The following is a 14,524-nucleotide window of genomic DNA, read 5'->3' as shown; positions in this document are numbered from 1 at the left end:
GCGAGTCGGTCACGACAGGTAACAACAAGCGTGAGTTTATCTCCCCGCAGAAGTCTGTCCAGTAAGGTTTGTAGTCCTTTTCTTTTAAAGTTGATTCCACTGCCGATATCTTTGATGATTTCGGCTTCTGGGTAGAGTGATTGCATATAGGCGATTTGTCTACCAAGGTCGTCTCGTTGCTTGGTTGAACTAACTCGGCAGTAGCAGACAATGGAAGTTCTAGTGGCACCACGGAGGTAGGATTCAACGTTAAAAAGTCTTTGTCCTGCTTCGTTTTTGATGCTTTCGATCTTGCCATTGTCTGCGTACTTCCTTAAAGTGTGTGGGTGCAGTCCCAGTTGTTTGACTGCTTCTCGTAGTGGTACATAAGCCATACCACTATCTTAGCATTTATCAGCATATATAATCTATTATTAGCAAATAACTAGCTATTGGCTAGCCTTTTTTTGCTTTCTTTTTGGTTACACCTGATTTGATTGCAGCTCGCGGTCGTGGGGGTGGGTTGGCTCTGTGGATTCGTCAGCAGTAATTAACGACAGATAACCACGGGTAAACCCATACTTGTATTCTTTATACTCTTTTTTGTCAGCTGATTCCCCAGTCATCAGTGTTATTTCTCAGAGGATGTTTTATAAGTTTTCAACAGGTAATTTTTATCTTAGGGAACACCGGAACAGGGAACACCGGAACACCGGAACAGGGAACACCGGAACAGGGAACACCGGAACAGGGATTAGGGAACAGGGAACACCGGAACACCGGAACAGGGAACACCGGAACAGGGAACACCGGAACAGAGAACACACCGGAAGAAACAAAATCAAGTCCCATTCCCTTGTGAAGGGAATGGGGAGGGTGGGGGTAAAACAATATTTGATACACTAATCATACCTTTTAAAACATCCTCTCAGGATATATTTTTTTATTGCAATTCTATTTACTTTTTATCTCTAAAGGGAGAAAATAACCACTAACTCAATATTGGGAAACCTCTTGAGGGTGCATTCCCAACCCTTGCCAATTCATCGCAGAGTGTAACCGGGGTCAGATGACGCAAGCTTTTAATCGAGTCCAAGAATGGGAACAACGCCGTAACCAAGCTAACCGCTACTACCAGCAAGGCCAGTTTCAAGAATATCTCAATTTTGCCACGGAGAATTTACAGTTAGCTCGATCTATCCCAGACAGAGCTAGGGAAGGCCATACGTTGAATGATGTCGGTTTGGCTTATCTGAGTTGTTGTCAACCTCTACAAGCTTTAGAGTGTTTTGAGCAAGCGCGTTTAGTGGCTGAGGAAATCGGGAACAGGCGATCTGAAGCGATCGCACTGAGTAATCTGGGTTCTACTTACAGCCGTCTGGGGCGATTGTCACGAGCGCTAGAGTATTTTCACGAGGGGTTAGACATCTTTCGAGATTTACAAGATATTCCCGCCGAGGTTTCTACTCTCAATGATGTGGCACTGATTTACACTAAGTTGGGAGAACCTAAGCGCTCTCTGTTGCTACAGTACCAAATTTTGGCTATGCGTCGCTCACTGGGAGATTTTTCTGGGGAAGCAACTACCCTCAATGGTATTGGTTATGTTTACAGCACATTAGGACAGTATGAGCAAGCTTTAGAATTTCTCCAAGCAGCACTCCCGATTCAACGCGCTGTGAAAAATGTGGTGGCCGAAGCTACTACTTTAAATAATATTGCTTCTGTCTATGGTGATTTGGGAGAACCTAAAAAGGCTCTGTTACTCTACTATCAGGTTTTGTTGGCTCGTCGGGCTATGAATGACCGCGCAGGGGAGGGGACAACCCTACATAATATTGGTTTTACCTACGGTATCTTGCGGAATCACCGTCAAGCTATGAAATACTATCAGCAGGCGATCGGCATTTATCAAGAAGTTGGCGATTCTCTCGGAGAAATTTCCGCGCTGCTGAGTATGGGTCAATTTTACGCTAGGACTAAACGCAAAAAGTTAGCCCTCAGTTACTATCACAATGCTCAGGATTTAGCCCATGCGATCGCCTCTGAGCCACTGTTGAAAAAGATCCAGCAGTGTTTGGATGCTCTGTAATTTATTCCCTCCTGACTCAGGAGGGGTTCAAATATAGCCATATGCCAGGAATTAACCTTGTTTTTGGCTATATGGATGGACTATGCGGATTCAGCAAAGCCCAGAAAAGTTTTAGAATATAAAAAACTGAATTTGACCAGAGTGAATCACAGCCGTGAGTCAAAACGGGAAACACCGACAAATCAGCAAGAATATAACCTATTATGCCCTGTTAGGATTGCATCCCTCGGCATCGGTTATTGATATTCGGCGGGCTTATTTGCAACTGAGTAAACAGTATCATCCAGATACTACAGAATTACCTGCTACAGTTGCTACTGCTAAATTTCAGCAAATTAACGAAGCTTACGCTACTCTCAGTAATCCTGAACGGCGTTTAAGTTATGATGTGAAAATCGGCTATTCCCGGTTTGGGGTAATTCAAGCACCAACGGATTTAAACCATCCGGTGGGTAAACCCTACGATTTCTCAAAGTCCATGTATCTCGATGCTAGCGATCGCCCCCTATCAGCAGGAGAAATTTTTGTATTATTTTTCTTGGTCTTAACCCTTGTGGGTTGTGTGTTGGTCGCGATCGCTGTTGCTGTTATTCGTGGTGAAACGAGTATACCTACCCAACTTAGCCAACCACAGATTACCCACATTTCTCAACTCCCGACTCCCGCAGAAATGAAGATTAATTTAAACTTGTAAATTTTTAGTTGTTTTTCTAATTTTCCTATGCTTAGTGCAGATACACCTTTATATAGTCATCCGCTACCACAAATTGAGGAGTGGCTCAGAAACCAAGGCTGTCAACAGGATGAAAGCCAGTTACATTGTTGGCGTGTACAACGCCCGGGTTGGCGAGCTGAACTCTGGCTTGATATTGAGCAAATTACAGTCAGGTATATCAAATCTGGCGAAAATGAGCAAGATATCCAACGCTCGTTTAAATATTCTCTCAGCCGTGAAGATATAGAACAAGCTGTGTTTTCTGGTCCGTAAGATTCTTCTTTAAGGGTAGGTAATTGGTCATGGGTTCAAATACATATCCATGCTCAACTACCTAAAAATTAACCATCTTAGCAATTACTGCTCATATCCAGACTAACTACATCTGGGATTTGACCATGTTTAGCAGATTGTCCGGCGAGAATTTGCTGATAAACTGCTTCATAACCATCGGTCATATGTTGTAGGCTAAAGTGCTGATTAACATACTCTCGGCAAACATAGCGGTCTAACTGCTTTACCTGATCAATAGCTTCAATAAAATCTGCAACTTTATTGCAAAGGAAACCTGTTTTTCCGTGTTTAATGATCTCCACAGTTGACCCTAGTTTCATGGCAATTACCGGTGTACCTGCTGCCATTGACTCTACCATAACTAACCCAAAAGGTTCTCGCCAAGTGATGGGGAAAAGAGTTGCTACCGCACCCCCCATGAGAGCATTTTTTTGGGTATGGTTCGCTTCTCCAAGATACTCAATTTGTTGACCATCTATGTGTGGCTTGACTTCTTGCTCAAAGTATTCTCGGTCAACTGCATCTATTTTACCAGCAATTTTCAAATGCCAACCGGTTTTTTGAGCAATGGCGATCGCTAGGTGTGTACCCTTTTCTGGAGATATCCGACCTAGAAACGCCAAGTATGGCGGATTATCCGGTTGGGGATGAAACTTATAACTATTAACATCAATCCCATTGTAAACCGTTGCTACATAATTTAACCCTAATCTGAGTTCCCTCTGGGACTGGGAAATACTCACAAAAGGTTGATGTTTACCATATTGAAACATTTTTTGATTATCAGGGGTAAAAATCCCGTGCAAGGTGTGAACCGTGGGTGTTTTAATCAGATTGGCATAGGGTAATGCTGAACAGCACACATGGGAATGAATAATATCAAACTCCTTAGCTCGCTCATAGACAAAGCCTAGTTGTAACATTTGGTATATATTAGGTTCCTTGACCTCCGGGTCGAGACGTAAAGCACGGGGATGAACTGATACTAGTTTCGCCAAGGTAATAGAATCTCCCGAAGCAAATAGCGTCACTTCATGTCCCCGTCTAACTAATTCATCGGTTAGTAGTCCTACGACTAACTCTATACCCCCATATGCTAGAGGTGGTACTCTCTCGACTAATGGCGCAACTTGAGCAATTCGCATTACATAACTCCTGCAAAATCAGATGAAAATGACATATCTGTGTGCTGTTTCATAAGTGCCTATAAAGGCTTTGATTAGTACTTTTTAATAAGCACATTAATTTAGATTGTATGTTTCATATCCTATATTTGCTTTCTACCTTAGTAGGGAAATATTGCTTTATTCAGAAGAGGAACTAAGTTATAGATGATTAAAATATCAGGAATCAAATTTTGATAATTTTCTGGAAAATGTTGCTCAAAACAGAGATTTTTTCGGCAAAATTCAATTTATTTAGATAACTTATTGATATTTTTTTTTATGCTGTTATTTTTCTTCACACCAGCCTATAGTAATAGAGAGTTTATCTATCCTTCTCCCATAGGTAGGGGTACAATTCCAGTTGTCATCCCCCAAAAGTATGAAATTATGCCATTGACAATGTTAAGGTTTAATGGTATTAAAAACACATTGTGGATATAGCAATCCTAAATGATTCATGAACAATTTCTGTTCGGTGTGTTCCCTGTTCGGTGTGTTCCCTTTCCTCACTGATAATTTTTCAAGTCAAATAGGATGACTATATTGATCGCAAAAAAAACAGTTAGACTGGAACCGCTCGGTTATCAAGAGTATTTGTAGCGATTATAACAACCTACTTAGAGAATTTTTTGTCGCTGCAGAAAATAATTGCAGGCTGATATCAATGGTGTGAGTATTCTGCTTTTGATCACAAAAAATAACCGGCATTATGTACAGAATTAACAAAATAAAGCACCCTTGACAAATTCAAGCCCTTTACAATATCATTGCTGTTGTGATCAAAATATCTCATTTCAAGACTAAGCCTATTTAAATAGGAACTATAACAGAAAACAGAATAAAATTATAAAATTTATGCATTTGTATCTTGCCCTAAAAGTATATATGCATAGGCAATTTTATTCAAGGTTACTGTTCTAAATACGTATTCTGAATTTGATATTATTGGGGCTAAGTTTGGATAAGATGCTATTCCCTCCTCATTATGCAAATTTGCCAAAATCCCAATTGCTCTAATCCATTCAACCCTGAAGACAATAGATTTTGCATGAGTTGCGGACACAGTAACTTTGGCAAACTTCTGAGGAATCGCTATCGCGTATTGAGGCTTTTAGGAGAAGGTGGATTTAGCAGAACTTATGAAACTGAAGACGTAGATAGACTAAATGCTCCTTGCGTCATCAAACAATTTTTTCCTCAATTTCAAGGAACAATCCAACGTAATAAAGCAGCACAATTTTTCAAAGAAGAGGCATTTCGGTTGTATGAACTCGGAGAAAATCATACTCAAATACCGAGATTATTAGCTTATTTTGAACAAGGTTCTAGTTTGTACCTTGTGCAAGAATTTATACAAGGTAAGACTCTGTTAGAAGAGGTTCAGCAAAAACCTTTTAGTGAAGAGCAAATTTACCAACTTTTAACTGATTTATTACCAGTTATCCAATTTATTCATGGTGCTAACGTTATCCATAGAGATATCAAACCAGACAACATTATCCGCCGCGAAAGTGACGGTAAACCCGTATTAATTGATTTTGGTGGTGCGAAGCAGGTAACACAAACAACCTTAGCTCGACAGGCGACGGTTATTTATACCATTGGTTATGCTCCTTCTGAACAAATGGCTGGATTTCCTTGTCATGGGAGTGATTTATATGCTTTGGGTGTAACTTGTGTGCGTCTGTTAACCCAATGTTTACCAATACAAAATACCTATGGACAGATCCATGATCCTCTTTATGATGCCATGAATGGTAATTGGTTATGGCAAGAAGAATTACGGAAAAAAGGGATGTATATCAACGATGACTTAAGCCGTATTTTAAATAAATTGTTGAAACATCTAGCTAGTGAAAGATATCAATCGGCTTCGGAAGTGCTAAAAGATTTACAGGATAGTAAAAAATCTGTTGTTGAACCAAAAATTAGCGAAATTATTTTACCTCAATTAATTCGATTACCATCCCTAGCAAAACAAATAAAACCCTCATTACCGCCTTTGCAAACTTTTAAATTTGAAGTAGTGACGGTAGATACAGCAGGTAGAGAAGTCAACCGCGATTTACCCACGGCTAAATTTTTTACCGAAAAATTAAACGAAATAGTCACACTGGAAATGGTTTTAATTCCCGGTGGTAGTTTTATGATGGGTTCCCCTGAATTTGAAGGAGATGCTGACGAACGCCCTCAACACAAAGTTACTCTCAAACCATTCTTTATGGGGAAATTTCCCATAACTCAAGGTCAATGGAAAGCTGTAACGGGTTTACCTGAAGTCAAACAAAGCTTAAACCCACATCCCTCGAAATTTAAAGGAGCTAATCGGCCTGTAGAAAACGTATCTTGGTACGAGGCTGTAGAATTCTGCGCTAGACTCTCAGAAAAAACCGGACGTAAATATCGGTTACCTAGTGAATCTGAATGGGAATACGCTTGTCGCGCTGGAACTACTACATCTTACCACTTTGGCGAAATGATTACCACTGATTTAGTTAATTGTAGTGGGGATAGTTATGGTATGGATGTAAAAAGCAAATACCGCAAGGAAACAACCGATGTGGGCAGTTTTGGCATCGCCAACGCCTTCGGATTGTATGATATGCATGGGCAGGTGTGGGAGTGGTGTGGTGATACTTGGCATAATAACTATTGTGGCGCGCCTGGGGATGGTAGTGTGTGGGAGGCTGGTGGTGACTTTCATCGTCGCCTATTGCGTGGGGGTTCTTGGAATTTTGCAGCCGAACTTTGTCGCAGCGCTAGTCGTAGCTGGAATGAGTCTGATGGTGGTTTGAGGATCTGCGGTTTTCGCGTGGTATTTTCTCCATGAATTGTGATTAATATGACTGTACCTGATAATTTGTATGTCTAATAATCAATGTCTGAATATTATTCAAACGACAGATATTGTAGATTTTATTCCGCTTTTAAAAGAGTTGGAGTTTGGGGATCAATTTAGTTTAGCTATGTTGAGGTGGTGTGGTATTGGCCAGCATGATGCCACTATTAGTTTCTGGGAGGTATATATTGCTAAGTTGGCGGCTGAATCAATCGGTGTTATGGGTCTTTATCAATTAAGTGATAGCCCCTCTCATGTTGTGTGGATGGGATGGTTTGGCTTGCGTCCACAGTTTTGCAGACAAGGACGGGGAACAATGATGATGGATAGGTTAATCGAGTATGCAGGGAGTTTTAAATTTCAAGAACTGTGGGTTTTTACCAATTATGATAATTTTGCAGCTATCTCGTTTTACGAAAATTATGGTTTTTTGCGCTTAGGTGAGGCTGTTGATATTTGTCCGGGTAAAACCCATGATTTATCAGACGTAATTTTGAGATATAGCTGGTAAAGTTCTCTGGAAACCACTTATTTGGGTTTAAACTTGACTGTAGAAAGTGCTAGTGCTAGGTGGATGGGAGATATGTTAACTAAACGCAAAAGTCGCAGCATTGCCGCTATTTTGGCTTTATCCGGTACGCTGACTATTTCAGGGTTACATAAGTTTTATTTGGGACAACCTTTTTGGGGTGTGTTGTATGTTTTGCTTTCCTGGACACCTATCCCTAAGATAGCAAGTGCTATTGAGGCGGTGTGGTATTTGGCACAGGATGAAGGGGCTTTTGATCGTCATTTTAATTTGGGTAGGTCAGCAGTGAATAATCCCATTTCTACAGGTAATCAGGTACAAGATATGGCTAAGGCTATGCGGGAGTTGGATACTCTGCGCCAAGATGGATTGATTTCTGAGTACGAATTTGAGCAAAAGCGCCGCCAGCTGCTAGAACAAATTTCTTGATGTCAGCAACAAATATGAACTGGCTACCTTTAAACCCTAAGTTACAAAAACTCCGCGCTAAACTCCTCAATGACCCTTATTATCGATTACAGTCCGGGGAGGAAATTGGTCTGGCGGTAAAATTGGGAATTCGCATTGATGCTAATCAAGCAACTGTAGACGATTGGTTACGCTTACCTGGTCTGTCCATTCACCAAGCGCGATCGCTTGTGGAACTTTCGCGCTCTGGTGTTAAATTTTATTGTATTGAAGATGTGGCGGCGGCTTTAGCTATGCCAATACAGCGATTAGAACCATTAGCGCCGCTACTGAGTTTTATTTACTATGATAATGAATCTCTAGATTATCCTCACCAGTTAGTTAATCTGAATACTGCCACCGTTGAGCAATTATTGCAAATTCCCTGGATGGATGTGTCTCTGGCGGAGGCGATAGTCCAAAATCGTCTATCAGCTGGGAGTTACCCGAACTTGGCGGATTTTCAGCGGCGCTTGGAGCTACCGGGTGAGGACATCGCCAAGCTGATGTATTTTCTCAGGTTTTGAGTCAAATTAAGCCTATGCGATCAAGGGGCCAAAAGCGAAATGCTGCGCGACCGATGATATTTTGTCTGGGTAAAAAACCCCAGTAGCGAGAGTCGTTACTATCGTTACGGTTATCTCCCATGACAAAATATTGATCTTGTGGAATTTGTACGGGGGGAAATGGCTGATTTGCGGGTTCGGCAATGTAGTCTTCTTTTAAGGGTTGACTGTCGAGGTAAACTTGACCGTTACTGACTTTGAGGATTTTACCAGGGATACCAATGATGCGCTTAATAAAGGCTTGGTCTTGGGGATATCCCCGGCGTTGTAGTTCTGCTGGGGGCTGAAAAACGATAATATCTCCCCTGGTGGGAGGGTGAAAACGGTATGAGAGTTTTTCTACCACTAAGCGATCGCCTGTATGTAAGGTAGGTACCATGGAGTCTGATGGTATATAGCGGGGTTCGGCGATAAATATTCTAATGATCACTGCTAAACATAGGGCGATGGCTATGAGAGTTAAATTTTCTTGCCAACTGCTCCATCCTTTTGATGAGGTAGTGGCTGGTTTGGTATCACTTTCGCGAACATTCATAAAGATTTGAGCTAGTTTAAATGGTGGGACAAATATAGCAAAGGCTTCAGGTTTGGGAAGTCATGTTTTCACACAGACCTCTGTTTGTTGCAGCACCTAAAATAATTGTGACAATTTTTCTAAGCATAAAAGGTCTATTAATTTCTAGATTAAGGTGGAAACATGAGGAAAATCTGAGTAATGGTTAGCATTTTTGAATTGGTAAGAATCAGATGACTACTATGAAGTCTAGGTTATGGCGTTTTTCCGGCACTGCATTGACAACAGTTTCCTTGGTTTTCTTGACGGGTGCTTCAGCTGTTGAGAGCAAAAATCAGGATTTAGAACTGAGAATTGGCATTGTGCAACGATTTGGGGAGGATCCTCAAGTTAAGTTGCAACTGGAACCAACACCAGGCGATCGCTTACAGCTAAGATTTACAGCAGGTAATCAGGAAAAAACCCTAGTTACCCAAAACCCAGTCAAGCTAGAAACAGTCATGGAGTCCTTACCGAAGCTTGAGGTGGAGGAGGTAGTAGTTTTAGGCACGTACCGCACCTTTGAAACTGCAGAAGACAGTGCCAAAAGTTGGCGTTCCCGGGGAATAGAGGTGGAAATAGCCCAACCGGAAAGGTGGCAAGTTTGGGCGAAACGGGATGTTTATAATACTCCCTTACTGCGACGTTTACTATTCCAGAGTGTGCGGACTGCTGGAAAGGAGATGGCATATATCGACACTAAGATTTTACCAGAAGTACCCAGAGTTACTTGGGAAGTCAACGGCAAGCGTTACAGCCCAAATCATTTAGAAATTAGCACAAATAAACAATTAATTCGAGTCAGAAGAGGGGAGAAACTGGAAAATAATCGTTTATATCCAGGAAGACTGACTTTACAGCCCAACGCCTATGGTACATATACTTTAGTGAATGAAGTAGCTTTAGAAAGCTATTTGCGTGGGGTTGTACCTCACGAAATTGGTATAAATGCGCCCACTGCAGCGGTAGAAGCCCAAGCAATTCTCGCCCGCACTTATGCTTTAAGGAATTTGCGGAGGTTTGTCACTGATAACTATCAATTGTGTGCGGATACTCACTGTCAAGTTTATTATGGTTGGAGTGGAACCGCACCCAGTACCGATCAAGCGATCGCCGCTACCAGGGGGATGGTTTTAACGTATAATAATCAGCTAGTGGATGCCCTGTATTCTTCCACTACCGGGGGCGTTACTGGCTACTTTAGTGATGTTTGGAATGGTGAAGATCGTCCTTATTTGCGCCCGGTAGTAGATGCTGCGACCAACTTGTGGGATTTATCTTTAAAGAGTTTAGCTGATGAAACCAACTTTCGTGAGTTTATTAATCGCCGGGAAGGATTTAACGAAAGTACCTGGAATACCTTTCGTTGGCACAAGGAGACTCCCATTGATGATATTAACCGACTGTTACAAAGATTCCTGGAAATCAAAAATAGTCCCTATGCCAAATTTAACACCGTTGAGGCTATGTCTATAGTCAAGCGTAGTCGCAGTGGGAGGATTCTGGAACTGAGGGTGAAGACAGATATCGGCACTTTTACCCTGGAGAAAGACGAGATTCGTAGCGCTTTTGCTGCTCCCAGAAGTACCCTGTTTTATATAGAACCCCTCAATAAAGGTACAGCAGATTTATGGGGATATGCTTTTATTGGTGGTGGACTGGGCCATGGGGTTGGTTTAAGTCAGACCGGGGCGCAAAATTTAGCTAAATTAGGTTGGTCAAATTCGCAAATTTTACAATTTTATTACCCCGGTACTCAAATTCAAACTCTTAATACTAACATCCAATTTTAGCTTTACTCCTGCATACTCCTGCTGTTGCAGGAGTATGTCACACGGTGAACCCTTAGTACAACTCTTCTTCTTTGTGGGTTTCGACGGTACAGTCAGAACTTGGTTTAGCAACGCAGGTGAGCACATATCCGGCTTCAATCTGCTCATCGTCTAGGAATGACTGATCAGATTGGTCAACAGTACCGCTGACAATTTTACCAGCACAGGTTGAGCAAGCACCAGCACGGCAAGAAAAGGGCAAGTCAAAACCAGCTTCTTCGGCCGCGTCAAGAATAAAGGTATCTTCGTCGCAGTTAATTGTTTCGTTAAAGCCTTCAGCTTCATTAATTAATGTGACTTTGTAAGTAGCCATTTAGTTATCCTCTCTTGTTGATAGCGCGTACTAAGCAGATTGTAATTCTTCTTCTTTGTGAGTTTCAATTGTGCAGTCTGAGGCTGTGTCAGCAACACAGATCAAGACATAGCAGATTGTAATTCTTCTTCTTTGTGAGTTTCAATTGTGCAGTCTGAAGTTGGGTAAGCAACACAGGTCAAGACATATCCCTGGTCGATGGTGTCGTCGTCTAGGAATGATTGGTCAGACTGGTCAACAGTACCGCTGACGATTTTACCACCACAGGTGGAGCAAGCACCAGCACGGCAGGAGTAGGGCAAGTCAATACCGGCTTCTTCGGCTGCATCGAGAATATAGGTATCGTCGTCACAGTCAATTGTGGTGTTTAAGCGTTCGGCTTCATTAATTAATGTGACTTTGTAAGTAGCCATTGAGTTATCCTCTCTTAATTTGAACGGCAGTATAAGTGATCCTGAATTGAAGCATAAGGCTATCTTTATGGGATGAGCCGCCGGTTCTCCACTGCTTCAATTCTGATACTACGGGAAAAATTGCCGGTTTGAACTCAAAATCAACCCCGATTAGTAATGAAGTTTAGTTATTAAATAAATATAAGTTTATTTTATGTGTTTCCTGTTCCGGGGTGCAAATATCGTACCTTCAGCCCAGGAGCAAAAACACAACTGTAAGGATCATGTATAATTCATAAGGCAGCTTTGGAAACAGCAAAAGTGCGTGTAGGCTTAGTTGGTACGGGATATGCAGCAAAATTACGGGCTGAAGCATTGATTGGTGATCAGCGAAGCAATCTAGTAGCGATCGCAGGTCATCAGCCAGAAAATACAGCCGCCTTTGCCCAAAAATATCAGACAGAAGTGTTAAGTGATTGGGGAAAACTAGTAGAACGTGAAGATATTGATTTGGTGGTGATTGCGACAATTAACCGCGATCATGGTGCGATCGCTCGTGCGGCACTTTTACAAGGTAAACACGTAATTGTCGAATATCCTTTGTCTGTAGATGTGACGGAAGCTGAGGAGTTAATCACCCTAGCCAAATCCCAAAATAAACTCTTACACGTTGAACACATAGAACTTTTAGGTGGCTTACATCAAGCTGTACGGGAGAACTTAGGTGAAGTTGGCGATATTTTTTATGTGCGCTACAGCACCATTAACCCACAGCATCCGGCACCCCGCAGATGGACTTATAACCATGAATTGTTTGGTTTTCCTTTAATTGGCGCTTTATCTCGGTTACATCGTCTCACCAATTTATTTGGTAAGGTCTTGGCAGTCAACTGTCATCAGCGATATTGGCAAACAGAAGCGGACTACTATCAAACTTGTTTCTGTATCAGTCAACTGTGCTTTGAAAATGGACTGTTAGCACAAGTTGTTTATGGTAAAGGTGAAACCCTTTGGGAAGCAGAACGGAAACTAGAAGTTCACGGCGAAAAGGGTGGTTTAATTTTTGATGGCGATGGGGGAGTGTTGATTAAGTCTGGGGGACAAACACCTATAGAAGTTGGCACTCGTCGGGGTTTATTTGCTAAAGATACAAGTATGGTGTTAGATCATCTTTTTTATGGCACTCCTTTGTACGTCACCCCAGAAGAAAGTTTATATGTCCTTCAGGTGGCTGATGCTATCCAAAGAGCTGCACAGACGGGTTTAACTATCTTTATGAAAGATTCAGCCGACGAAAATTTATGAAAACTCAACCAATTGTGATTTTATCTACACGGGAAATTGAAAAAATGCGTCAAGCTGGACGCTTGGCGGCCCAATTATTACAGCACCTGGAACCCATGGTTAAGCCGGGGGTAAGTACTCTGCAATTGAATGATGAAGCGGAACGCTGGACACAAGCCCACGGAGCCAAGAGCGCACCTCTGGGTTATAAAGGTTATCCTAAGTCAATTTGTACTAGTGTAAATGAGGTGGTCTGTCATGGTATTCCTAACGCCAAGCAAGTCCTGAAAAACGGGGACATTATTAATATTGATGTCACACTGATTGTTGATGGTTACCATGGTGATACGTCTAAAACTTTCTTTGTGGGTACTCCTTCCCCCAAGGCGCAGCATTTAGTGGAGGTGACGGAAGAATGTCGCCGTCTGGGTATTGCTGAGGTTAAACCGGGGGCAAAAATTGGGGATATTGGCGCTGCTATTCAAGAGTATGCTGAATCACAAGGGTTTTCTGTGGTGCGGGACTTTGTGGGACACGGGATTAGTAATATTTTCCACACAGCGCCAGATATTCCCCACTATGGGACTAGGGGGAAGGGTAAACGTCTGCGACCAGGTATGGTGTTTACTATTGAGCCGATGATTAATGTCGGTACTTGGGAGGTTGAGGTGCTTAGTGATGGTTGGACTGCTGTGACTCGCGATCGCCAACTTTCCGCCCAATGTGAACATACTCTGGTGGTGACAGAAACGGGGGTAGAAATTCTGACTCGGACTGATTGAGATAGTCCCACGGCTTTAAGCTGTGGGATTCCCTGAGATTAAATGTTTAAATCTTGCAAAGCTAAACGAATTTGCTCTATACGTCTGCGGTTGACACCTAAATCCGATTCTCCCACACGAGATGCAGAACGGGTATGAATCACTGGTTCATCACTGGGTAAATAAAATTCTACATCATCCACAAATTTAAAAATCCGGCTTTTGGAAAGAGCATGAATGTAATTATCTGTCTGTTCTATCACTTCTGTCCTGGGAACAACATTGAGGACTTTAAGTAAGGTTTTTCTGGCTGTGTCTCGGTCTACATGATAGGTGATGGGGTCAATGGCGTGTTTAGCATCGGCCTTTTGGCTGACAACACAGTTATTGCTGGGGGGACAAGGACTAAGTTGACCATTTTTAACTCCTAAGGTGGAAGTATCAGCCCAACTATTGCCGGTAAAGATTATACCAGTCATGACGGTGCAGAGAATCACCGTAGTGATCCGCCGCAGGAGTTTGTGGGTGAGATTGGCTAGCAGATAAGACATGTTGACATATTTACCGACCTTGAAGGTCGGTGATTCTTGACAGTTCACAGTAACTCGCTGCCGAAACAGTCTTACAGTCACTCCCTGTCCATTTTAGGTCGTGCCGATGCCCCATGCCGACCATTTCTATGTTCTTAGCAGCATTCTCATCTCTGTCTGCAAGAGTGTTGCAATTCAAGCACAACACTGAGCGAACAGACAAATCAATCTT

At 42.2% G+C, this 14,524-nt stretch carries 17 protein-coding genes; 11 read left to right on the top strand and 6 right to left on the bottom strand.

The genetic code is table 11. The features are described 5' to 3' along the window. A partial coding sequence (locus tag NWP22_RS07835) for a recombinase family protein (protein ID WP_280801702.1) occupies positions 1-374 on the bottom strand: 374 nt, incomplete at its 3' end. A 233-nt stretch (positions 375-607) separates the two neighbouring features. On the opposite strand from NWP22_RS07835, the gene NWP22_RS07830 reads away from it, so the two are divergent. From NWP22_RS07830 to NWP22_RS07815, 4 genes are all read left to right on the top strand, one after another. Further along, a complete protein-coding gene (locus NWP22_RS07830; protein WP_280801701.1) occupies positions 608-841 on the top strand; it encodes a hypothetical protein in 234 nt (77 codons plus the stop codon). Between the two features lie 207 nt (positions 842-1,048). Further along, positions 1,049-2,071 (top strand): tetratricopeptide repeat protein, encoded by a 1,023-nt coding sequence (locus NWP22_RS07825; RefSeq protein WP_280801700.1) that lies wholly within the window; start codon positions 1,049-1,051, stop codon positions 2,069-2,071. A 154-nt stretch (positions 2,072-2,225) separates the two neighbouring features. Continuing rightward, positions 2,226-2,765 (top strand): J domain-containing protein, encoded by a 540-nt coding sequence (locus NWP22_RS07820; RefSeq protein ID WP_271731566.1) that lies wholly within the window; start codon positions 2,226-2,228, stop codon positions 2,763-2,765. A 27-nt stretch (positions 2,766-2,792) separates the two neighbouring features. Further along, positions 2,793-3,059 carry a DUF3143 domain-containing protein gene (locus tag NWP22_RS07815; protein WP_271731564.1) on the top strand — a complete coding sequence of 89 codons (267 nt, stop codon included), beginning with the start codon at positions 2,793-2,795 and terminating at the stop codon, positions 3,057-3,059. Positions 3,060-3,136: 77 nt separating this feature from the next. Here the strand turns inward: NWP22_RS07815 and NWP22_RS07810 are convergent, their stop codons facing one another. Continuing rightward, the gene (locus NWP22_RS07810; protein WP_280801699.1) at positions 3,137-4,225 is read right to left on the bottom strand and encodes a glycosyltransferase family 4 protein; all 1,089 of its coding nucleotides are present in this window, start codon (positions 4,223-4,225) and stop codon (positions 3,137-3,139) included. Positions 4,226-5,231: 1,006 nt separating this feature from the next. On the opposite strand from NWP22_RS07810, the gene NWP22_RS07805 reads away from it, so the two are divergent. The 4 genes from NWP22_RS07805 to NWP22_RS07790 all read left to right on the top strand — a co-directional run bounded on the left by NWP22_RS07805 (position 5,232) and on the right by NWP22_RS07790 (position 8,588). Next, the gene (locus tag NWP22_RS07805) at positions 5,232-7,076 is read left to right on the top strand and encodes a bifunctional serine/threonine-protein kinase/formylglycine-generating enzyme family protein (RefSeq protein WP_271731560.1); all 1,845 of its coding nucleotides are present in this window, start codon (positions 5,232-5,234) and stop codon (positions 7,074-7,076) included. A gap of 34 nt (positions 7,077-7,110) precedes the next feature. Continuing rightward, a complete protein-coding gene (locus tag NWP22_RS07800; protein ID WP_271731559.1) occupies positions 7,111-7,596 on the top strand; it encodes a GNAT family N-acetyltransferase in 486 nt (161 codons plus the stop codon). A 72-nt stretch (positions 7,597-7,668) separates the two neighbouring features. Then, positions 7,669-8,043 (top strand): NINE protein, encoded by a 375-nt coding sequence (locus NWP22_RS07795; RefSeq protein ID WP_271731571.1) that lies wholly within the window; start codon positions 7,669-7,671, stop codon positions 8,041-8,043. A 14-nt stretch (positions 8,044-8,057) separates the two neighbouring features. Continuing rightward, the gene (locus NWP22_RS07790; RefSeq protein ID WP_271731558.1) at positions 8,058-8,588 is read left to right on the top strand and encodes a ComEA family DNA-binding protein; all 531 of its coding nucleotides are present in this window, start codon (positions 8,058-8,060) and stop codon (positions 8,586-8,588) included. A gap of 1 nt (position 8,589) precedes the next feature. Here NWP22_RS07790 and lepB read toward each other — a convergent pair whose 3' ends face one another. Further along, positions 8,590-9,162 (bottom strand): signal peptidase I, encoded by a 573-nt coding sequence (gene lepB / locus NWP22_RS07785; protein ID WP_271731557.1) that lies wholly within the window; start codon positions 9,160-9,162, stop codon positions 8,590-8,592. Positions 9,163-9,374: 212 nt separating this feature from the next. Between lepB and NWP22_RS07780 the strand changes: the two genes are divergently transcribed. Then, on the top strand, positions 9,375-10,973 hold the full coding sequence (locus tag NWP22_RS07780; protein WP_271731556.1) for a SpoIID/LytB domain-containing protein: 1,599 nt from the start codon (positions 9,375-9,377) through the stop codon (positions 10,971-10,973). A gap of 52 nt (positions 10,974-11,025) precedes the next feature. Here the strand turns inward: NWP22_RS07780 and NWP22_RS07775 are convergent, their stop codons facing one another. After that, complete coding sequence (locus tag NWP22_RS07775) at positions 11,026-11,325, bottom strand: ferredoxin (protein WP_280801698.1); 300 nt, start codon at positions 11,323-11,325, stop codon at positions 11,026-11,028. Positions 11,326-11,426: 101 nt separating this feature from the next. Beyond that, positions 11,427-11,738: a ferredoxin gene (locus NWP22_RS07770; RefSeq protein ID WP_280801697.1), complete on the bottom strand. Its 312-nt coding sequence runs from the start codon at positions 11,736-11,738 to the stop codon at positions 11,427-11,429. Between the two features lie 285 nt (positions 11,739-12,023). Here NWP22_RS07770 and NWP22_RS07765 point away from each other — a divergent pair, with 285 nt between their 5' ends. Both NWP22_RS07765 and map read left to right on the top strand, forming a co-directional pair. Then, a complete protein-coding gene (locus NWP22_RS07765; RefSeq protein ID WP_280801696.1) occupies positions 12,024-13,022 on the top strand; it encodes a Gfo/Idh/MocA family protein in 999 nt (332 codons plus the stop codon). Continuing rightward, positions 13,019-13,783 carry a type I methionyl aminopeptidase gene (map, locus tag NWP22_RS07760; protein WP_280801695.1) on the top strand — a complete coding sequence of 255 codons (765 nt, stop codon included), beginning with the start codon at positions 13,019-13,021 and terminating at the stop codon, positions 13,781-13,783. The genes NWP22_RS07765 and map overlap by 4 nt, the downstream gene beginning before the upstream one ends. 38 nt (positions 13,784-13,821) lie before the next feature. Here the strand turns inward: map and NWP22_RS07755 are convergent, their stop codons facing one another. Continuing rightward, positions 13,822-14,313 (bottom strand): DUF1499 domain-containing protein, encoded by a 492-nt coding sequence (locus NWP22_RS07755; protein WP_280801694.1) that lies wholly within the window; start codon positions 14,311-14,313, stop codon positions 13,822-13,824. Positions 14,314-14,524: the final 211 nt, after the last annotated feature.

The organism is Anabaenopsis tanganyikae CS-531 (genome assembly GCF_029891675.1).
In the GTDB taxonomy this organism is placed as follows: Bacteria; Cyanobacteriota; Cyanobacteriia; order Cyanobacteriales; family Nostocaceae; genus Anabaenopsis; species Anabaenopsis arnoldii.
Note: the sequence above shows the minus strand (reverse complement) of the source record. Positions and strands in the feature narration are given on the sequence as shown.